We start from the raw sequence: 20,579 nt of genomic DNA, 5'->3' as shown, positions 1-20,579 counted from the left end.
CAGCGACGACGGATCCCCGCTCATGAACGCGATGATTTCGACCTTCCGCCGCGCCAGCGCCGTCTTCGGCCTCGTCGCCGGCCTGTCCTGCAGCCTCGTCTCGCTGGCCCACGCCGTCGAGATCAAGGAGGTGACGAGCCCCGGCGGCATCCACGCCCTCCTGGTCGAGGACTACACCAACCCCTTGATCGCCATGCGCTTCGCCTTCAAGGGCGCTGGCTCGACGCAGGATGCGGCCGGCAAGGAGGGTACGGCCAATCTTCTGTCCGGCCTCCTCGACGAGGGCGCCGGCGACATCGACAGCGCCGCCTTCCAGAGCAAGCTCGACGAACTCGGCGTCTCGCTCTCGTTCGATTCCAGCTACGACAACTTCTCCGGCAACTTCCGCACCATCGTCGAGAACGAGGACGCGGCCTTCGACCTCCTGCGCCTTGCCGTCAACGAACCCCGCTTCGACCCGGAGCCCGTCGAGCGCATCCGTGGTCAGATCGCGGCCGGCATCGTCGCCAACGAGCAGGACCCGCGTACCCTTGCCGGCAAGGCCTTCCGCAACACGGTGTTCCCCGGCCATCCCTATGCACGCCCTGCCGAGGGCACGGTGGACACGCTGAAGACTGTCACCGCCGACGATCTGCGGGCCTTCCGCGAGAAGACCTTCGGCCGCGACAATCTGGTGGTCGGCGTCGTCGGCGCGATCGACGAAGCGACGCTGAAGACGCGTCTCGACGAAATCTTCCTGCCCCTTCGCGAGAAGGCCGAGCTGACCGAAGTGCCGGACATCCAGCCGGTGACCGGCCAGCGCGACGACGTGGCCCTGGCCTTGCCGCAGACGCAGATCCAGTTCGCCCTGCCGGGCGTGAAGCGCGACGCGCCCGAATTCTTCGCGGCCTATCTCGCCAACCACATTCTCGGCGGCGGCACGTTCGATTCGCGACTCTACAAGGAAATCCGCGAGAAGCGGGGCCTGGCCTACGGCGCGGGCTCGTATCTCACCAACTACGACCACGCCGCGATGCTGGCGGGCGCGACGGCCACGCGCGCCGACAAGGCCAAGGAAAGCATCGACATCATCCGCGCCGAGCTGAAGCGCATGGCCGAGGAAGGGCCGAGCCAGGAGGAGCTCGACCGCGCCAAGGCCTTCGTGAAGGGCTCCTATGCCGTGCAGAACCTGTCGTCCTCGCTGTCCATCGCCTCGACGCTGGTCGGCATCCAGCTCGCCGACCTCGGGACCGACTATATCGACCGGCGCCAGGGCCTGATCGACGCGGTGACGCTGGACGAGGTGAAGGCGGTGGCCAGGCGGCTGATGTCGGTGGAGCCGACGATCGTCACGGTCGGCCCAGCCGACGCCTGAGACCCCGACCGGAATGACCATGGACGAAGCCCGGCGGCCGCCCCACGAGGGCGGCCGACCTGCATCCGAACCTCATGTCGCTCTCGCTCTTGGCGGCGGCGGGGCGCGGGGACTTGCCCATCTCCATGTCCTCGCCGCCCTGGAGGATCTGGGGCTTCGTCCCGCGCGCATCGCCGGCGCCTCGATCGGCGCGATCGTCGGCGCGGGCGCGGCGAGCGGCTTCTCGGCCGCCGCGATCGAGGACCACGTCCTGTCGGTCCTGTCGACGCGCCGCCATGTCGCCGGCACGCTCTGGCGCACGCGCCCGCCGACCTTCGCCGAGTTCCGCGCCGAAGGCGGCTTCCGGCTCGGCCAGCTCAACGCCGAGCGGGTGGTCGCCGCCTTCCTGCCGCTCGGACTGCCCACCCGCTTCGAGGACCTCGCCATCCCGCTCACCGTGATGGCGACCGACTTCTACGGCGGGCGGGAATGCGCGCTCGATACGGGCGATCTCGTCAGCGCACTGGCCGCCTCGGCCGCCCTGCCGGCGATCTTCCGCCCGGTGTGCCGCGACGGACTGGTGCTGGTGGACGGCGGCATCACCAACCCCCTGCCGTTCGACGTGTTCGGCGCCCCGGCGGGGATCGTCGTCGCCTGCGACGTGACCGGCGGCCCGGAGCGGGGCGTGTTGCCGCTCCCCACCCCGATGGAGGCGATGTTCGGCGCCTCGCAGCTCATGATGTCGGCCGTGATCCGCGCCAAGCTCGCCTGCACGGCGCCCGACATCCTGGTGCAGCCACCGGTTTCCGCCTATCGCGTGCTGGATTTCCTTCGGGCGCGAACGATCCTCTTGGAAACGCGCGGCGTGCGGGAGGAGGTGAAGCGGCGGCTGGGCGCCCTCCTGGAAGCCGCTACTGCGTCGCGGTCTCTTCCAGAAAGCGCATGAGGCCGGTCTCGACTCGGCTGAGGCCCTCGCGCCCGCGACCCTTCATCAGGTCGGCCGGCAGGCGCTCCTCCTCGAAGGCGGCGACGATCTCGGGGTGCACATAGGAGGCGCGCGCCACCGTCGGCGTGTTGCGCAGGAGTTCGGCGACCGACTTCATCGCCTTGGCCACCGCCCGCTTGCGCTTCGGGGCCGTGTCGGCCTTTTCCGGCGGCACTTCCTCCAGAAGGAAGCGCAGCGCCTCGGCCGAGCCGTGGAAGGTCCGGAAGTCCTTAGCCGAGACCTTCTTTCCCGAGGATTCGCGCAAGTACTCGTTGAGGAGGTTGGCGGTCAGGTCCTTCCCCGCCGCAGCCCCCTTCTCGCGAAAGCGGAACAGGCGCTTGGCGCCGCGCTCGCGGCGCATCCGGTCGAGCGAGCGGACGAGCGCCGGCTCCTGGATCTCGATCACGTGCGCCTTGTTCGACTTGCCGACGAATTTCAGCACCGCCCGCTTCTTGGCGATCTTGAGGTTCTCGCGCCGGAGCGAGGCGACGCCCCGGCCCCCGTCCTTGGCGTACTTCTCGTGGCCGGGGCGCATGGCCGCGACGTCGATGAGGCGCGCGGCCACCGCCGCCGTGCCGCGCCGGTCCGTGCCCTGCCGCTTGAGGTCGCGGGCGATGCGCTTGCGCAGCTTCGGCAGCGCCCGCCCGAAACGCAGGAGCCGCTCCGTCTTCACCGCGTTGCGCACGTTCACCCAGTCGTCGTGGTAGCGATACTGGAGCCGGCCCTTCTCGTCCCGGCCCGTCGCCTGGATATGGCCGTTCTCCTCGACACAGATCTTCACGTCGCGCCAGGCGGGCGGCAGGACCAGCGCCTTGATCCGCGCCTTGAGCACCTTGTCGGTGATCGTCTCGCCGTTGGTGAAGCAGATGCGCTGCCCCCGCCCATGGGGATGGATCTCGACGCCGAACTCGGCCGGATCGACGATGGTGAGGCCGAACCGTTCGGCGTGGAAGTCGAGGCGCTTGTTCATGGGAGGGGCGTCTACCTGCGTCATCAGCCCTCGGAAACGCCGGGCCGATCCGGGCGGTTCCGGGTTGCCGAGGTGCGACCGAATGCCCGTGGACAAGGCGTGGCGCTGCGGAACGCTCTGCGCGCCCCGGCCCTTCACCGGTCACCGAAACGAATGAGCGGAGCGCAGACGATGAGCGGAGTTTCCAAGGGCGATACGGTCGAGTGGTCCTACGGCAAGGGCAAGGCGGAGGGCACGGTCGAGGCGCGCTTCACCAAGAAGGTGACCAAGACGATCAAGGGTAAGGAGATCACGCGCAACGCCTCCAAGGACGAGCCCGCCGTCCTCGTGAAGGCCAAGACCGGATCGAAGGCGCTGAAGAGCGAGAGCGAGGTCCACAAGAAGAAGGCGCACTGACGCGCCTTACGTCGGCGGATTGCCATCGGCGTTCGCCAGATGCGCGGGTGCCGCGCCGCGCGGCTGGCGCACCCGGGCGCCCTCCTTCGGCTTGGTGAGCGGCTCGGGCGACATGCGACCGCGCCCGAGCACCGTCGAGCCCGTACCGGCCGCCCGCGCGCCCTGCAGTGCCAGGCGTTCGGCATCGCGCCGTCGCACGTCCTCGACGATCCGCCGTGACTCGTCGCGTTCCACCCCCAGCGCCTCCAGCGTATGCCCGCCGAAGCGGAGCGCCGATTCCAGCGTCTCGCGCAGCTCGAAGGTCACACCGCGCTCGCGCAAGGAGAGCGAGTGGTTGCGGTCGTAGGAGCGGGCGAAGATCGACACGTTCGGGAACTCCGAATGGATGAGATCGACGATCGCGTTGGTGGTCTCCGGCTTGTTGGTGCAGACGGCCACGATCCTGACGTGCCGGATGCCCGCCGCCTCCAGGACGGAGCGGCGCAGCCCAGAGCCGAAATAGATGCGGAAGCCGAACCGCCCGGCGGCGCGGATGCGCTCTGCCGAGGAATCGATGATCGTCATCTCCAGCCCGCTCGACAGCATGACCTGCGCCGCCATCTGGCCGAAGCGCGAGAAGCCGATCATCAGGACGTCCGACTGTCCGGCGCCGGAGAAGTCCTCTTCCATCTCGTCCGGCCGCTCCTGATCGGGCGTCAGGCGGCGGGCGAGCCGGTCGGCGAGCGGGGTCAGCGCCATGGAGAGCGTGACGATCGACACAAGGATCGAACCCGTCGCGCCGTCGAGGATCGCCGAGGCGGTGGCCGCCGAGAACAGGACGAAGGCGAACTCGCCGCCCTGCGGCAGAACGAGTGCCGTGCGCAGCGAGTCGGCCCGGCTCTCGCCGAACAGGCGGCAGAGGGGGAAGATGATCGCGGCCTTCACCGCCATCAGCGCGGGGGCGCCCAGAAGCACGATCCAGGCGTTCGCGGCGATGACCGAAAGGTCGAGCGTCAGCCCGACCGCGATGAAGAACAGGCCGAGAAGCAGGCCGCGGAACGGGTCGATATTGGCTTCCAGCTCGTGGCGATAGGAGGATTCGGCGAGCAGCACGCCCGCGATGAAGGCGCCCATCGCCATGGAGAAGCCGGCGAGCCCCATCAGGAGGGCCGAGGCCAGGACCACGAAAAGGGCGGCCGCGATCATCACCTCGCGGGCGCCGGAATTGGCCAGAACGCGGAACAAGGGGTTGATGAGGTAGCGCCCGACCGCCACCAGCGCGATGAGGGCGGCGAGCGAGCGCGCCATGGCCCAGAGGTCGAAGGCCGCGCCGTTGTCCACCCCCGGCGCGAGCACCGGCAGGATCGCCAGAAGCGGCGCGATGGCGAGGTCCTGGAACAGGAGGATGGAGAAGGAGGTCTGGCCGAAGCGCAGGTTCATCTCTCCCGATTCCTCGAGGAGCTGCAGCGCGAAGGCGGTGGAGGAGAGCGCGAGGCCGAAGCCGATCACGACCGCCGCGTTCCAGCCGGGCAGGATCAGCGCGAGGCCCCCGGTAAGGATCGCGCCCGTGACCAGAACTTGCGCGAGCCCGAGCCCGAAGATCTGGCGGCGCAGCGCCCAGAGACGCGAGAGCTTCAGCTCCAGGCCGATGATGAACAGAAGGAACACGACGCCGAGTTCGCCGATGTGGAGGATCTCGTCCTGCCCATGTTGGACGAGGCGCAGGATCGGCCCCATCACGATGCCGGCGAAGAGATAGCCGAGGATGGTGCCGAGCCCGATCCGCTTGAACAGCGTCCCGGCCACGATGCCGCCGCCGAGGATCAGGAGGATCTCGAGAAACAGCGGGGCGGTCTCTTCCATGGACGTCTCCGGGGCGAGCCGGCGCCGCGCGCCCGGCGGCGCCGCTTGACGTCGGCTTGAAGGCAGCCAATGGCATAATAGATGGTGCGGATGCAAAAGGTTCGGCGGTTTCCCCATGAATGACGACATCGGACGGCTCGAAGACCTCGGCGCGCGCCTGATCGAGGCCGCAAGGCGCGCCGGGGCGGACGCCGCCGACGCCGCCGTGGTGCGCTCGCGCTCGCAGAGCGCGCAGGTGCGGCTCGGCAAGCTGGAGGAGCTGGAATCGTCGGAAAGCGACGACCTGTCCCTGCGCGTCTTCGTCAGCCGGCGGGTCGCCACCGTCTCGGCGGACCTTCGCGCGGACATGGACCGCCTCGCCGAGCGGGCCGTCGCCATGGCCCGCGTCTCGCCGGAGGACCGCTATGCCGGGCTCGCCGACCCGGCGCTCCTGTCCCGGGACGCTCCGGACCTCGATCTCTTCGATCCGACGGAAATCTCGGCCGAGAGCCTGATCGAGACGGCGCGCGCCCTGGAAGCGGCCGCGCTCGGCGTGCCCGGCGTCACCAACACCAACGGGGCCTCGGCCGGCTACGGCGTCACCGGCCTCGTCCTCGTCACCTCCACCGGCTTTTCCGGCTCGCGCCAGCGCTCCGGCTTCTCGCGGCAGGTGAGCGCGGTGGCGGGCGAGGGCACCGGCATGGAGCGGGACTACGACTTCGATTCGCGCATCCACGCCGCCGATCTCGAAGACGCCGCCACGATCGGCCGGCGGGCCGGCGAGCGCGCGGTGCGGCGCCTGAAGCCCGCCAAGGTCGACACCGGCCGCTATCCGATCGTGCTCGACCCGCGCGTCTCGCGGGGGCTGATCGGCAGCCTTCTCGGCGCCATCAACGGCGCCTCGATCGCGCGCGGCACGAGCTTCTTGAAGGACCGGATGGGCGCCCGTGTCCTGCCCGCCGGGCTCGACCTCGTGGACGAGCCGAGCCTCAAGCGCCGCGCCGGCTCGCGCCCCTTCGACGGCGAAGGCGTCGCGGGCGAGCGGCTGGCGCTGGTCGAGGACGGGTTCCTTCGCCACTGGCTGCTCGACAGCGCCACGGGCCGCGAGCTTGGCCTTCCCACCAACGGCCGGGCCTCGCGCTCCTCCTCGGGCGTTTCGCCGTCCTCCACCAACGTCACGCTGACGCCCGGTGCGCGCTCGGCGGACGAGCTGATCCGCGACACCCATTCCGGAATCTTCGTCACCGAGATGATCGGCTCGGGCGCCAATCTCGTGACGGGCGACTATTCGCGCGGCGCCTCCGGCTTCATGATCCGCGACGGGCAACTCGCCGAGGCGGTCTCCGAATTCACGGTCGCCGGCAACCTTGCCGACATGCTGCTCGCCATCGAGCCGGCCAACGACGGGGACGAGCGCTTCTCCGTGGTCGTGCCGACACTGCGGATCGGCGAGATGACGGTGGCGGGCCGCTGACCGTGGCGGAAGCGCCGGACGATCTCGCTCTCCTCCGGGAGGTCGCGGCCGAGGCGGGGCGGATCGCGCAAGCGTTCTGGCGCAAGGACCCACGCGTCTGGTGGAAGGGGCAGTCGCCCGTGTCCGAAGCCGACCTCGCGGTGGACGAATACTTGAGTTCCGCGCTTCTCACGGCTCGGCCGGGCTACGGCTGGGTCTCGGAGGAAACGGCGTCCCGCCCGGCGGAAGGCGGAGAGGAGCGCTTCTTCGTGGTGGACCCGATCGACGGCACGCGCGCCTTTCTGCGCGGCGAGCCGACCTGGTGCGTCTCCATCGCGGTGGTGGCGGCCGGGCGCCCGGTGGCCGGCGTCCTCGACGCGCCCTCGCTGGGGGAGGTCTTCACCGCCGCGGCCGGCGGCCCCGCGCTCCTCAACGGGGCGTCGATCGCGGTGCGCACGGGGCACGGGGCGGGCGAGACCCTGCATCTTGCCATGCCCGATCCGATGCGCCGCCGGCTCGCCGACGAGCCGGGCCACGCCATCGACTTCTCACCCAACATTCCCTCGCTCGCGCTGCGGCTCGCCATGGTGGCGAGCGGGCGCCTCGACGGCACGCTGGTCGGCGCGCGGGCCAACGATTGGGACATCGCGGCAGCCGACCTGATCCTGGAGCGGGCGGGCGGCCATCTTGCCGGGCTCGAGACCGGACCCCACCTTTACAATCCCGTCCCCAGAAGGCATGGCGTTCTGGTCGCCGGCGCGCCGGACATCGTGCAGCGCCTGCGCACCTACGCCGCCCTGGCGGCCTGACGTCCCCTCCCGGCGGAAGCCTCGCCGCCGCAACGATCGGATCCCTCCCATGGCCAGCGAAGCCGAGCCCCGCCAACTCCTTCATCTCGTCTTCGGCGGAGAGCTTTCCTCCCTCAAGGGCATCGATTTCCGCGACCTTTCGGCGCTCGACATCGTCGGCATCTTTCCGGACTACGCTTCGGCGCTCGCCGCCTGGCGCGGCAAGGCGCAGGCGACGGTGGACAACGCCTCCATGCGCTACTTCATCGTCCACCTCCATCGCCTGCTCGACCCCGAGACGGCCTGAGGAGGCGGGCGGGATTTCGGCGCGCGTGGACGAGATCGCGGGTTCGGCTGGGACCAAAGGCCCCCGCAAGCGGCTGCGCGTGCGCCTGCAGCGACGCTCCAAGGCCTGGCTGCGCTCGCCCGCGGCGGTCGGCCTCGGGGCCGGGCTGATCCACGGCGCGCTGCGCTTCATCCGCCGCACGCAGGCCCTCGCCGCCGGATCCAGCGATTACCGGGCGATCCTGACCCGCCACCATCCCGCGATCGTCGGCCTGTGGCACGGGCAGCACCTCCTCGCCCCCTTCTTCCGTCCCGAGGAGCTGCCCTATGTCGCGCTCCTGTCGCGGAGCGCCGATGCCGAGCTGAACGCGGCGGTCGTCGCGCGGTTCGGCATCGGAACGATCCGCGGCTCGGGCGGGCGCGTGCGCGAGGCGGTGCGCGAGAAGGGCGGGGCGCGGGCGCTGATCCAGCTGAAGCGCAGCCTCGATCGCGGCTCGGGCGTCTGCATGATCGCGGATGTCCCGAAGGGCACCCCGCGCGAGGCGGGCCTCGGCATCGTCACGCTGGCGCGGCTGTCCGGCCGGCCGATCATCCCGAGCGCCGCCGTCACCAGCCGGCGCCATGTGGTGGAGCGGAGCTGGGACCGGACGACCCTGCCCCTGCCGTTCGGCCGCATCGCGGTCGTCATGGGCGAGCCGATCACCGTGCCGCCCGACGCGGATCCCGCCGAGATGGAGCGCCTGCGCGCCGAGATCACCCGCGCCATCGAGGCGGCCAACGCGCAGGCGCTGCGGCTTGCCGACGGAGGCCGGCCATGAGCGACTTCTGGGCTCGCCGGGCGCTCGGCGCCTATCGCCTCGCCGGTTCGATCGCCTATCCCGTGATCGGCCCCTATGTCGCCTGGCGGGCGTCCAAGGGCAAGGAGGAGCGGCCGCGCCGCCGCGAGCGCTACGGCTTCGCCTCCGAGATCCGCCCGCACGACCGGCCGCTGGTCTGGATCCACGCGGCGAGCGTCGGCGAGAGCCTCGCCATCATGCCGCTGGCCCAGACCCTGGCCGGCGAGGGGATCGGCGTCCTGGTGACCACCGGCACCGTCACCTCGGCCACGATGATCGCCGAGCGGCTGGTGCCCGGCATGATCCACCAATACGTGCCGCTGGACCTTCGCCCCTGCGTGTCCCGCTTTCTCGACCATTGGCAGCCCGACCTCGCGCTGGTGGCGGAAAGCGAGATCTGGCCGGTGACCCTGAACGAGCTCGGCCTGCGCCGCATCCCCCAGGTGCTCGTCAACGCGCGCCTGTCGGACCGCTCATTCCGGCGCTGGCGTTCGGCGCCGCGGCTGGCCGAATCCATCATGGAGCGCTTCGCCCATGTGGCCGCGCAGTCGGAGGTGGATGCGGAGCGCTACCATCTCCTGGGCGCCCGCTCGGTCTCGACCGTCGGCAACCTCAAGGCCGACATCGCCGCACCGCCGGTCAATCGCGAGGACCTCGACGAGGCGCGCCGCATGATCGGCCTGCGCCCTGTCTGGGCCGCCGTCTCCACTCACGAGGGCGAGGAGGCGATGGCGGCCGACATCCACCTGCGCCTCTGCCAGGACCGGCCGCGTCTTCTCACCATCATCGTGCCCCGCCATGTGGAGCGCGCCGACGCGCTGCATCGCATGCTGTCGGCCAAGGGCCTTTCCGTCGCGCGCTGGAGCCGGGGCGAGCTGCCCGATCCGACGGCGGAGGTGCTGCTCGGCGACACGATCGGCGACATGGGCTTCTATCTCCGCCTCACCGACATCGCCTTCATCGGCAAGTCGATCCATGCCGAGGGCGGGCAGAACCCGCTGGAGGCCGCCCGGCTCAACACCGCGATCCTGTCGGGCCGGCTGGTGCAGAACTTCCGCGACATCTACGGCCGGCTGATCGAACGGGGCGGGGCGCGGATCGTGCCGGATGCGGCCGCCCTCGAAGCCTCCGTCGCCGAGCTCTTCGCCCATCCCGAGACGCGGCGGGCCATGGCCGCGGCGGCGCGCGACAGCGTCGAGGAAATGGGCGGCGCGCTGCGCCGCACGCTCAACGCGCTCGACCCCTATCTCCTGCCGCTCAGGCTCGCGGTCAGCATGGATCGGCAGGGGGGGGATCGGCAGGGCTCAGAGCGTCCGGGCGACCGCCGGAGCGAGGGACGATGATCCGGCCGCGCGCACCCGGCTTCTGGTTCGAGCCGGCCGGCTGGCAGACGGCGCTCCTGGCGCCCGCCGCCATGGCCTACGGCCGCGTCGCGGCGAAGCGCCTGGCCGAAGCGCCCCGCCGCCCGGCCGGCATGCCCCTGATCTGCATCGGCAACTTCACGCTCGGCGGCGGCGGCAAGACGCCGACCGCCATCGCCCTGGCCAAGGCCGCGCGCCGCCTCGGGCTCCGGCCCGGCTTCCTGACGCGCGGTCACGGCGGCGCGGCGCCTCTGCCGCTCCTGGTCGATCCCGAGCGCCACGGCGCAGGCCTTGTCGGCGACGAGGCCCTGCTTCTGGCCGACGAGGCGCCCACCGCCGTCACGCTCGTCCGGGCGGCCGGCGCGCTTCTCCTGCGCCATGCCGGCTGCGACCTGTTCCTGATGGACGACGGGTTCCAGAGCGCCCAGCTCCGGCCGGACGTCGCGCTGCTCGTCGTGGACGGCACCCGCGGGCTCGGCAACGGCCGGTGTTTCCCCGCCGGCCCCTTGCGCGCGCCCCTTTCCGCCCAATGGCCGCTGGCGGACGCCCTGCTCGTGGTCGGGCCGGGCGCGGCCGGCGACGCGGTTCTCCATCGGGCGAAAGCCGAGGGCAAATCGGCCCACCGCGCCCGACTGGCGATCGCGGACGATGCCGGCCTGTCCGGCGCACGCTGCCTCGCCTTTGCCGGCATCGCCGATCCGGCCAAGTTCCACCGCTCGCTGGAGGAGGCCGGGGCCGTCGTCGAGGTTCGACGCGACTTTCCCGACCATCATCCCTTCGGCGAGGCGGACGCCGCCGCGCTTCTGGCCGAAGCCGAGGCGAAGGGTCTCGTGCCCGTCACCACGGCCAAGGACCACGCGCGCCTGAGGGACGCCGGCCCGCGTGCCCGGGCGCTGGCGGAGGCCGCACGCGTCCTCCATGTCGAACTCCGCTTCGAGGAGGCGGGCACGCCCGATGCCGTCATCGCAGCGGCGCTGTCGGGCTTCGCGCGTCGCGGCGAAGGGTCCTATCCGCGCCCGCCGGCCGATGTCTCGGCGGCGAGCGAGGCCGCGGCGTCGGCATAGGGTTCCTGGCGCTCGACGCTCCAGTATTTCAGGAGATCGAGGGCGATGGCCTCGCCGGTCACCGCGCAGCGCACGAAGGCGCCGGGGCGGATCACCTCGAAGTCGCCGTCGCCATAGCGCAGCTTCGCCTCGCCGCCGCCGTCCATCCGGTTCATCATCGTCGGTCTTCTTTCGCAAATTCCCGGCCGTTGTTCGGACCAACGGCCCGGCTTGTCAACGCCGGCCGAACAGGCGCTCGATGTCGGCGAGCTTCAGTTCGATGAAGGTCGGGCGTCCGTGGTTGCACGTGGCGGAGGCCGGCACCTGTTCCATGCGGCGCAGCAGCGCGTTCATCTCGGGCGCCTGCAGCCGGCGCCCGGCCCGCACCGAGCCGTGGCAGGCCATGGTGGCGGCGACATGGTCGACCCTGCCGCCGAGTCCGGCGCCCGAGCCCGTCTCGGTCAGCTCGTCCGCGATCTCGCGAACGAGGGCCGGGGCGTCCACCTCGCCGAGGATCGCCGGCGTCTCGCGCACCATCACGGCGCCTGGCCCGAACCGCTCGATATGAAGCCCGAAGCGCTTCAACACCTCGTCCTCAGCGACCAGACGCTCGACCTCCGCCTCCGTGAGGTCCACGACCTCGGGGATCAGCAGCATCTGGGTCGGCAGGGGCTTGGCGTGAATCGCCTCCTTCAGGGCTTCGTAGACCAGGCGCTCGTGGGCGGCGTGCTGGTCGATGAGGACGAGGCTGTCCTCCGTCTCGGCGACGATGAAGGCCTTGCCGATCTGCGCGCGCGCGGCCCCCAGCGGAAACTCGGCGCGGATCGGCGCGGGCGCCGTCTCCTCGAACCGCTCGGCGCGGGCGGAGGGCTGAAAGGCGCCGAAGTCGGCGGGCCGGCCGTCCAGCGGGCGGGACGGCGAGCGCGCGGGATCGTAGGGCGCGGCGGGCCGCTCGGAAAAGGCGAAGGACGGGCGCGGGGCATGGGCCGGCGCCGGGGCGGCGGGCTCGCCCGCGCCGCCCGCCCGGAACCGCACCAGGAGGCCGTCCGCCCCTTCCGTCGAGCCGCGCAGCGACAGGCGCGCGAGCTCGGCCCGGATCGCGCCGACCACGAGTCCGCGCACGAGGCCGGGATCGCGGAACCGGACGTCGGCCTTGGCCGGGTGGACGTTGACGTCGACGTCGCGCGGATCGACCTGGAGGAACAGGACGCAGACCGGGTGCCGGTCGCGCGGCATCACGTCGGCATAGGCCCCGCGGATGGCCGAGAGGATCAACCGGTCGCGCACCGGCCGGCCGTTGACATAGACATACTGGTGCTGCGCCGTGCCGCGATGGAAGCTCGGCAGGCCCGCATGGCCGGCCAGGAACACGCCCTCGCGGCCGGCATCCAGCGCGAAGGCGTTGTCCGCGAAACTCTCGCCGACGATCGCCCCGATGCGCTCCATCGCTTGGGTTTCGTCCACCGCCGGCAGGACGAGCGGGCTCCGATCCTCGCCGGACAGCTCGAAACGCACGCCGGGAAAGGCGATGGCGATGCGGCGCACCACCTCGGTGATCGCGGCCGATTCCGCCCGGTCGCTTTTCAAGAACTTCAGCCGCGCGGGCACGGCATGGAAGAGGTCGCGCACCTCGATCACCGTGCCGGCGGACAGGGCGGCCGGGCGCGGCCCGTCCTGCCGGCCGCCATGGACCAGGATCTCGTGCGCGCCCGAAGCGCCGCGCGCCCGCGAGCGCAGCGACAGCCGCGCCACCGAGCCGATCGAGGGCAGGGCCTCGCCCCGGAAGCCCAGCGTCTCGATGCCCTGGAGCCCGCCCTCCATCTTGGAGGTGCAGTGGCGGCGCACGGCCAGCGGCAGCTCGGCTTCCGGAATGCCGCAGCCGTCGTCGGTGATGCGGATCAGGCTCTTGCCGCCGCCCGCCGTCGCGATCTCGATGCGCCGGGCGCCGGCGTCGAGCGCGTTCTCGACCAGTTCCTTCACGACGCTCGCCGGCCGCTCCACCACCTCGCCGGCGGCGATCTGGTCGATCAGGGTCTCGGAGAGCTGGCGGATCGGCATGCGCGGGCTTTCGGGGGGCGGGTCTGTCGCCGTCACATAGGCCTCATCCCGCCCGCGAGCAAACGGGCCGGCTTCAGCCTTCCCTGAGGATCGCGACGGAGCGGGGGCCGACATTGAGCGGCATGCCGGGGTCGAGCGGCGCCTCGGCCTCGTCCGGCCGATCCGAGGCGAGGGCGAGGCGATAGGCGCGGCCGGGCGGGGGAGGCGGCAGGTGCACGGCGAGCGCCTCGCGGCCGGCGTTCAGATAGACCAGCGCTGCCGAGCCGTCCGCCGCCAGCCGCGCGCCGAGCCAGTGCCGGCCACCGTCCGTCCACGCGCCGGGCGTCATCGCCGCGCCGTCGGTTCCGAGCCATGTGACGTCGGGCGCGCCGTCCACCGGGGCGCCGGTCAGGAAGGCAGGCGCATTGAGCGCGGGCGTCTCGGCTCGCAGTCGGGCAAGACGGGCGGTGAAGGCGATCAGCGCCTCGTCGGCGCCGCCCCAGTCCATCCAGACGGTCTCGTTGTCCTGCGCATAGGCGTTGTTGTTGCCGCCTTGGCTGCGGCCCATCTCGTCGCCCGCGACGATCATCGGGTTGCCGCGCGCGACGAAGAGGGTCGCGAGGAGGGCACGGATGTCCTGCCGGCGGGCCTCGATGATCGCAGGATTGTCCGTCGGCCCCTCCACCCCGTTGTTCCAGGAATGGTTCTCGTTGTGCCCGTCGCGGTTGCCCTCGCCGTTGGCCTCGTTGTGCTTCCCCTCGTATGCGACGAGGTCGTGGAGGGTGAACCCGTCATGGGCGGCGATGAAGTTGACGCCCGACGCCGCATCGCGGCCCGACGCGGCGAAGAGGTCGGGCGAGCCGGAAAGGCGCGTCGCCAGCCCTGACAGGAGTCCGTTCTCGCCGCGCCAGAAGCGCCGGATATCGTCGCGGAACCGGTCCTGCCATTCCAGGAACGGCGGCGGAAAGGCGCCGACCTGATAGCCGCCGGGGCCGATGTCCCAGGGCTCCATGACGTGGAGCCGGTCCTTCAGGACGGGATCGGCGGCAAGGCGCCGGAGAAAGGGCGCGTCGGGCCGGAAGCCCTGCGGCGTGCGCCCGAGCACCGTGCCGAGATCGTAGCGGAAGCCGTCGATCCCGCCGAACTCCACCCAGGCGCGCAGGGCGTCGATCCCGAGCCGCATCACGGGCTCGTGCCAGAAGGCGAAGGTGTTGCCGGTGCCCGTGTCGTTGACCAGTCGGTCGGGCTCGTTCGGGTCGGCGGCGTAGTAGCTGGCGTTGTCGAGCCCGCGGTAGGACAGGGTCGGCCCGCCGTGGTCGCTCTCGCCCGAATGGTTGAGGACCATGTCGAGAAGGACGCGGATGCCGCGCGCGTGGAGCGCCCCGGTGACCCGCCGCACCTCCGCCCAGCCGCCCGGCACGAGGCGCGGATCGGGCGCTATCTGGCAGACGGGATTGTAGCCCCAGGCGTTGGACAGGCCGAGATGGACGAGATGCCGCTCGTCGATCGCCGCCGTGAGCGGCATCAGCTCAACCGTCTCGACACGCAAGCGGGCGAGGTGGTCGAGGACGGCGGGCTCGGCCAGCGCGCCGAGCGTGCCGCGCAAGGGCTCGGGCACACCCTCGTGGCGCTGCGTATAGGCGCGCACCAGAAGCTCGTAGGTGAAGCCGGGCGCCCGCTTCGGCAGGACCTCGGCCCCGCCCTCCGGCCGGCAGACGACGGCCCGCGGCACGAGCGGCGCCGTGTCGAGCTGGCGCTCCGGGGGAGCGCCGAGCGCCGCGTGATAGACGAAGGGCCGGTCGAGCCGGAGCGCATAGGGGTCGACCAGGAGCTTGGCCGGATCGAACCGGTGGCTCCGCGACAGATCATAGGGTCCGTGCGCGCGCAGGCCGTAGAGCGCGCCCTCCCTCAGCCCCGGCACGAAACCAAAGTGAATGTCGCCGTCGCGCCCGGGCAGCGCGAGGCGCTCGCGCTCCACGATCCCGGCGGGATCGAACAGGCAAAGCTCGACCCGCTCCGCATGGGCGGAGAACACGGCGACATGGACGCCGTCCGCCGCAACGCTCGCTCCCAGCCGATCCGGACACCCGCGCTCCGCCGTGATCCCTGCCATCACTTCGCTCCCTTATAATCCGCCCTGCCAGTCGCGCACGGCCTGAACGGGGTAGAGGAGCATCAGGACGTTCAAGATGAGGTTGTCGCGGATCAGCCAGGCGGTCAGGATCTCGAAGACGACCGCGATCGCGACCGTGGCCCAGACCGGCAGGCGCGAAGCGAGCAGGAAGCCCGCGATCATGAAGCCGATGTCGGCGACCGAGTTGAGGACGCTGTCGCCGAAGTAGTCGAGCGCGATCGTCGCCTCGCGGTAGCGGTTGATCACGGCGTCGGTGTTCTCGGCGATCTCCCAGACCGCCTCGATGACGGTCGCGACCACCAGCCGGCCGCCGAGCGACCAGCGCCGCATCAGGAGATGCGTCAGACCGTAGAACAGGAAGCCGTGGATGAGGTGCGAGGGCGAGTACCAGTCCGACAGGTGCTGCGAGTTCTCCGAACTCACCACCTGCCCGTGCCAGAGCTTCACATAGCCGCATTCGCAGATGGGCACTCGGCCCATGGACAGGAGGATGACGGCCGTCGCGACCACGACCAGGGCGACGAGGAGGGAGGCGCGCGGCGAGATGCGCCGCGCCGGAGTGACGGTCACGGTGCTCAGGTGCGCACGTCCGGCTCGGCGCGGCCCGTGCGGGCCTTGATCTCGCCGATCGCGTCGGCCGTCTCGACCAGCTCCTTCAAGGCCACCTCGACCGGCAGGTCGTGGCGCGCCGGATCGGGCTCGAAGCGCTCGAGATAGACACGCAGCGTCGCGCCCACCGTGCCGGTGCCCGAGAGGCGGAAGACGATGCGCGAGCCGCCGGAAAAGACGATGCGCACGCCCTGACCGGTCGAGACCGAGCCGTCGATCGGGTCCTTGTAGGAGAAGTCGTCCGCCTCGGACACGACGAGCGTGCCGAAGCGCTGGCCGGCCATGGAGGCGAGGCGCCCGCGAAGCGAGTTCATCAACTCCTCGGCGGCTGCCTTGTCGACCTCCTCGTAGTCGTGGCGCTGGTAGTAGTTGCGGCCGAACTCGGCCCAGTGACCCTTGACGATCTCGGCCACCGACTGGCCGCGCTCGGCCAGGATGTTGAGCCACAGGAGGACGGCCCAGAGCCCGTCCTTCTCGCGAACGTGGTCGGAGCCGGTGCCGGCGCTCTCCTCGCCGCAGATCGTCACCTTGCCGGCGTCGAGGAGATTGCCGAAGAACTTCCAGCCGGTCGGCGTCTCGTAGATGCCGATGCCGCGCTTTTGCGCCACGCGGTCGGCGGCCTGGCTGGTCGGCATGGATCGGGCGATGCCGGCGATGCCCTTGGCGTAGCCGGGCGCCAGGTGCGCGTTGGCCGCGAGAACGGCGAGCGAGTCCGACGGGGTCACCACGATGCCGCGGCCAAGGATCATGTTGCGGTCGCCGTCGCCGTCCGACGCCGCGCCGAAGTCGGGCGCCGTCGGCCCCATCAGGAGATCGACGAGCGGCGCCGCCCAGACGACGTTGGGATCGGGATGGCCGCCGCCGAAATCCTCCGACGGTACGCCGTTCAGCACCGTGCCCTCCGGCGCGCCGAGGCGCCGCTCCAGGATCTCGGTGGCGTAGGGGCCGGTGACGGCGTGCATCGCGTCGAAGCGCAGCGTCAGGCCGCCCTGGATGGCGGCGCGGATCTTGCCGAAGTCGAACAGCGTCTCCATCAGTGCCGCGTAGTCGGCGACGGGGTCGACGATCTCGACCTCCATCTGCCCAAGCCGGCTCGTGCCGATCAGCGAGAGGTCGGGCGCCTCGCCGTCCCAGATCCGGTAGTCCTGGATCTCCTTCGTGCGGCGGTAGATCGCGTCGGTGACGCCCTCGGGCGCCGGGCCGCCGTTGGCGATGTTGTACTTGATGCCGAAGTCGCCGTCCGGCCCGCCGGGATTGTGCGAGGCCGAGAGCACGATGCCGCCGGCCGCCTTGCGCTGGCGGATGAGGTTGGAGGCGGCGGGCGTCGACAGGAGCCCGTTCTGGCCGACGATGACCTTGGCGACGCCGTTGGCGGCGGCCATGCGGATCGCCTTGCGGATCACGGTGGCGTTGAGATAGCGCCCGTCGCCGCCGATCACGACCGCCGAGCCCGCCGGGCGCTCCGTCGCGTCGAAGATCGCCTGGAGGAAGTTCTCGGCGTAGTTCTCCTGCGCGAAATGCGGGACCTTCTTGCGAAGTCCGGACGTGCCGGGCTTCTGGTCGTCGAAGGGCTTGGTCGCGACGGTGGAGATCATCAGGCTCGTTCCTGGAGAAGGCCGTTGTAGAGGTCGGCATAGCGTCGTGCGCTGGCGGTCCAGGACACGTCGCTCGTCATGGCGGTGCGCTGCATGTCGCGCCAGAGCGACGCGTCGGCATAGAGGGCGAGGAGGCGCTGCACGCCCTCCATCAGCGCCTCGCGCGTGACGGGGGCGAAGATGATGCCGGTCGCGACGCCCGCCGTCTGCGCGGCGAAGTTGGCGTCGATCACCGTATCGGCAAGGCCTCCGACGCGGGAGACAACGGGCAGGCAGCCGTAGCGCAGGGCATAGAGCTGGGTCAGGCCGCAGGGCTCGAAGCGGGACGGCACGAGCAGCGCGTCGGCGCCCGCCTGCACCTTGTGCGACAGGACCTCGTCGTAGCCGATCCGAACGCCCATCCGGCCGGAATGCCGCGCGGCGGCCGAGAGGAACGCGCCTTCCAGCATCCGGTCGCCCGAGCCGACGACGGCGAGCCGGCAGCCGGCCGCGACGATGTCGTCGCAGCTCTCGGCGAGGATATCGAGGCCCTTCTGCCAGGTCAGGCGGCTGACCACGGCCAGCAGCGGCGTGTCGTCCTCCTCCAGCGCGAACTCGGCCTCCAGCGCGCGCTTGTTGAGCGCGCGGCGGAACAGGGCGTCGCGGTCGAAATTCGCCGCGATATGGGGGTCGGCATTGGGGTCCCAGGTTTCGACGTCGATGCCGTTGACGATGCCCGACAAGCGATCCTCGCGGCCGCGCAGGAGGCCGTCGAGGCCCATGCCGCCTTCGGGCGTCAGGATCTCGCGCGCGTAGTTGGGGCTGACCGTGGTGATGCGGTCGGCGGCGCGCAGGCCGCCTTTGAGGAAGCCGACCGCGCCGTAGTATTCGACGCCGTCCACGCCCCAGGCCTCCACGGGCAGGCCGAGCTCGGAAAAGATCGTCTGCGGAAAGGCGCCCTGGAAGGCGAGGTTGTGGATGGTGATGACCGTCTTCGGCCGATCCTCGCCCATGTGCTCGAGATAGACGGGCGCCAGCGCTGCCTGCCAGTCGTGGACATGGACGATGTCGGGTCGGTAGCCGGGCACGAGGCCGGTGCCGATCAGCGCGCCCGCGCGGCCGAGCGCGGCGAAGCGCGCCCAGTTGTCCGGGTGGTCGTAGCCGGTCGCGCCGACATAGGGTCCGCCCGGCCGGTCGTAGAGATGCGGCGCGTCGAGGAAGAGCATCCTCAGGCCCGCGACCTCGGCGGCGAGAACGCGCGCCGGACCGCCGAAGAGCTCGTCGATCGCGGCGACCTCGCTCGCGCCCTCGACCTGCGGCAGGACGGACGGATAGGCCGGCATCAGGGTCGTCATGTCGACGCCGATGGCGCCCAGCGCCAGCGGCAGGGCGCCGGCGACGTCGGCCAGCCCGCCCGTCTTCACCAGCGGAAAGACCTCCGAGGCGACGGAGAGGACGGCGGTCATCCGTGGTTGAGCCGGTCGATCATGGACTGCGTCACGAGGCAGACGCCACCGGCCGAGCGGCGGAAGCGGCTCGCGTCGAGCTCCGGGTCCTCGCCGATCACGAGGCCGTCGGGGATCTGCACGCCCCGGTCGAGGATCGCCCTGGTGACGCGCGCGCCCCGGCCGATATGGCAATGCGGCAGGACCACGGCTTCGTTCAGCACCGAATAGGAGTTCTGCCGGACGCCGGTGAAGAGCAGCGAGCGGTGCAGCGAGCCGCCGGAGATGATGCAGTCGCCCGAGACCAGCGAGGAGATCGCCATGCCGCGCCGCCCGTCCTCGTCGTGGACGAACTTGGCCGGCGGGGTCACGTCGGCATAGGTCCAGATCGGCCAGTCGCGGTCGTAGATGTCGAGCTGGGGCACGACGTCGGTGAGGTCGATATTGGCCTGCCAGTAGGCGTCCACGGTGCCGACGTCCCGCCAGTAGGAGCCGTACTCGGCCTCCGAGCGCACGACGGAGGAGGAGAAGGTGTGGGCGTAGGCAGTGCCGTGCTTCACGACGTAGGGCACGATGTCGTGCCCGAAGTCGCGGCTGGAATTGGGGTCGGCGGCGTCGCGGCGAAGCTGGGCGGCGAGGAACTTGGTGTTGAAGACGTAGATGCCCATGGAGGCCAGCGCCGTGTCCGGGCGGCCGGGAATGGCCGGCGGGTCGGCCGGCTTCTCGACAAAGGCGGTGATCTGGTTCTTGTCGTCGACATGCATCACGCCGAAGGCGACCGCCTCCATGCGCGGCACTTCCAGGCAGCCGATCGTCACGTCCGCGCCCGTGTCGACATGCTGCTGGAGCATGATCTCGTAGTCCATCTTGTAGACGTGGTCGCCTGCGAGGATCACGATGTATTCGGGCGCGTAGGCCTCGATGATGTCGATGTTCTGGTACACGGCGTCGGCGGTGCCGGCATACCATTGGTCCTCCGACACGCGCTGCGAGGCGGGCAGGACGTCGAAGCTCTCGTTGCGGCCCGGACGCAGGAAGTTCCAGCCGCGGTTGAGGTGGCGGATCAGCGAATGGGCCTTGTACTGCGTGGCGACGCCGATACGGCGGATGCCGGAATTGATCGCGTTGGACAGGGCGAAGTCGATGATGCGGGACTTGCCGCCGAAATACACGGCGGGCTTGGCCCGGTCGTCGGTCAGCTCCATCAGGCGCGATCCGCGTCCGCCGGCCAGCACGTAGGCCATCGTATCACGCGCGATCGGCCCGGCACGCCGGTGATCTGCCATGCTTGTCTCCTCCTCCGCCGTCCGCCCCGGTCTTCCGGCATTGCCTGCCGGTTGTCAGTCTTCGGCGTTTCCACAGCTCAAAGATAGGCCCGGCGATCGCCGGGCAAGCCGCGCTCCACCCGGTTTGCACAGAGATTTTGCCCTCCTGCGGCATTCCCGCCCAAAGCGAAGGCCCCGGCGGTGGATCGCCGGGGCCTCCGCATGCCGGGAGGAAGCCGCACCC

18 protein-coding genes are annotated in these 20,579 nt (G+C 70.9%); 9 read left to right on the top strand and 9 right to left on the bottom strand.

The window, feature by feature from the left end:
• The first annotated feature begins 22 nt into the window (after positions 1-22).
• Both O5O54_RS08230 and O5O54_RS08225 read left to right on the top strand, forming a co-directional pair.
• Positions 23-1,354 (top strand): pitrilysin family protein, encoded by a 1,332-nt coding sequence (locus tag O5O54_RS08230; RefSeq protein WP_279480556.1) that lies wholly within the window; start codon positions 23-25, stop codon positions 1,352-1,354.
• Between the two features lie 19 nt (positions 1,355-1,373).
• A complete protein-coding gene (locus O5O54_RS08225; RefSeq protein ID WP_279480555.1) occupies positions 1,374-2,279 on the top strand; it encodes a patatin-like phospholipase family protein in 906 nt (301 codons plus the stop codon).
• On the opposite strand, the gene O5O54_RS08220 is transcribed toward O5O54_RS08225, so the two are convergent.
• Entirely contained in the window at positions 2,245-3,288 is a 1,044-nt protein-coding gene (locus O5O54_RS08220) for a DNA topoisomerase IB (RefSeq protein WP_279480553.1), read from the bottom strand. The two genes, O5O54_RS08225 and O5O54_RS08220, sit on opposite strands and share 35 nt — an antisense overlap.
• Positions 3,289-3,459: 171 nt before the next feature.
• Between O5O54_RS08220 and O5O54_RS08215 the strand changes: the two genes are divergently transcribed.
• A complete protein-coding gene (locus tag O5O54_RS08215; protein WP_279480550.1) occupies positions 3,460-3,684 on the top strand; it encodes a DUF2945 domain-containing protein in 225 nt (74 codons plus the stop codon).
• 6 nt (positions 3,685-3,690) lie between these two features.
• Here the strand turns inward: O5O54_RS08215 and O5O54_RS08210 are convergent, their stop codons facing one another.
• Entirely contained in the window at positions 3,691-5,526 is a 1,836-nt protein-coding gene (locus O5O54_RS08210; RefSeq protein ID WP_279480549.1) for a monovalent cation:proton antiporter-2 (CPA2) family protein, read from the bottom strand.
• 115 nt (positions 5,527-5,641) lie between these two features.
• Between O5O54_RS08210 and O5O54_RS08205 the strand changes: the two genes are divergently transcribed.
• The 6 genes from O5O54_RS08205 to lpxK are packed head-to-tail and all read left to right on the top strand — an operon-like array spanning position 5,642 to position 11,292.
• Positions 5,642-6,979, top strand: a complete 1,338-nt coding sequence (locus O5O54_RS08205) for a TldD/PmbA family protein (RefSeq protein ID WP_279480547.1) — start codon at positions 5,642-5,644, stop codon at positions 6,977-6,979.
• A gap of 2 nt (positions 6,980-6,981) precedes the next feature.
• Positions 6,982-7,767: a 3'(2'),5'-bisphosphate nucleotidase CysQ gene (locus tag O5O54_RS08200; RefSeq protein ID WP_279480545.1), complete on the top strand. Its 786-nt coding sequence runs from the start codon at positions 6,982-6,984 to the stop codon at positions 7,765-7,767.
• Between the two features lie 49 nt (positions 7,768-7,816).
• Positions 7,817-8,053: a DUF4170 domain-containing protein gene (locus tag O5O54_RS08195; RefSeq protein ID WP_279480544.1), complete on the top strand. Its 237-nt coding sequence runs from the start codon at positions 7,817-7,819 to the stop codon at positions 8,051-8,053.
• Between the two features lie 25 nt (positions 8,054-8,078).
• Positions 8,079-8,849 (top strand): lysophospholipid acyltransferase family protein, encoded by a 771-nt coding sequence (locus tag O5O54_RS08190; RefSeq protein ID WP_279480543.1) that lies wholly within the window; start codon positions 8,079-8,081, stop codon positions 8,847-8,849.
• On the top strand, positions 8,846-10,210 hold the full coding sequence (locus O5O54_RS08185; protein WP_279480542.1) for a 3-deoxy-D-manno-octulosonic acid transferase: 1,365 nt from the start codon (positions 8,846-8,848) through the stop codon (positions 10,208-10,210). Before O5O54_RS08190 ends, O5O54_RS08185 begins: the two co-directional genes overlap by 4 nt.
• On the top strand, positions 10,207-11,292 hold the full coding sequence (gene lpxK / locus O5O54_RS08180) for a tetraacyldisaccharide 4'-kinase (protein WP_279480540.1): 1,086 nt from the start codon (positions 10,207-10,209) through the stop codon (positions 11,290-11,292). Before O5O54_RS08185 ends, lpxK begins: the two co-directional genes overlap by 4 nt.
• On the opposite strand, the gene O5O54_RS08175 is transcribed toward lpxK, so the two are convergent.
• The 7 genes from O5O54_RS08175 to glgC form a co-directional block, all read right to left on the bottom strand.
• The gene (locus O5O54_RS08175; protein ID WP_279480539.1) at positions 11,235-11,450 is read right to left on the bottom strand and encodes a DUF2093 domain-containing protein; all 216 of its coding nucleotides are present in this window, start codon (positions 11,448-11,450) and stop codon (positions 11,235-11,237) included. The genes lpxK and O5O54_RS08175 overlap by 58 nt on opposite strands.
• A 55-nt stretch (positions 11,451-11,505) precedes the next feature.
• Entirely contained in the window at positions 11,506-13,329 is a 1,824-nt protein-coding gene (mutL, locus tag O5O54_RS08170; RefSeq protein WP_279480791.1) for a DNA mismatch repair endonuclease MutL, read from the bottom strand.
• Positions 13,330-13,402: 73 nt separating this feature from the next.
• Entirely contained in the window at positions 13,403-15,421 is a 2,019-nt protein-coding gene (glgX, locus tag O5O54_RS08165; RefSeq protein WP_279480537.1) for a glycogen debranching protein GlgX, read from the bottom strand.
• 12 nt (positions 15,422-15,433) lie between these two features.
• On the bottom strand, positions 15,434-16,021 hold the full coding sequence (locus tag O5O54_RS08160; protein WP_407061678.1) for a DUF2585 domain-containing protein: 588 nt from the start codon (positions 16,019-16,021) through the stop codon (positions 15,434-15,436).
• The gene (locus O5O54_RS08155) at positions 16,018-17,646 is read right to left on the bottom strand and encodes an alpha-D-glucose phosphate-specific phosphoglucomutase (RefSeq protein WP_407061673.1); all 1,629 of its coding nucleotides are present in this window, start codon (positions 17,644-17,646) and stop codon (positions 16,018-16,020) included. Before O5O54_RS08155 ends, O5O54_RS08160 begins: the two co-directional genes overlap by 4 nt.
• Complete coding sequence (glgA, locus tag O5O54_RS08150) at positions 17,646-19,091, bottom strand: glycogen synthase GlgA (RefSeq protein WP_279480533.1); 1,446 nt, start codon at positions 19,089-19,091, stop codon at positions 17,646-17,648. Before glgA ends, O5O54_RS08155 begins: the two co-directional genes overlap by 1 nt.
• Positions 19,088-20,356, bottom strand: coding sequence for a glucose-1-phosphate adenylyltransferase (glgC, locus tag O5O54_RS08145; RefSeq protein ID WP_279480532.1), 1,269 nt, complete (start codon positions 20,354-20,356; stop codon positions 19,088-19,090). Before glgC ends, glgA begins: the two co-directional genes overlap by 4 nt.
• Between the last annotated feature and the right edge of the window lie 223 nt (positions 20,357-20,579).

This window comes from Aureimonas sp. SK2, assembly GCF_029813115.1.
Lineage (GTDB): Bacteria > Pseudomonadota > Alphaproteobacteria > Rhizobiales > Rhizobiaceae > Aureimonas.
This window is presented reverse-complemented; position numbering and strand designations above follow the sequence as displayed.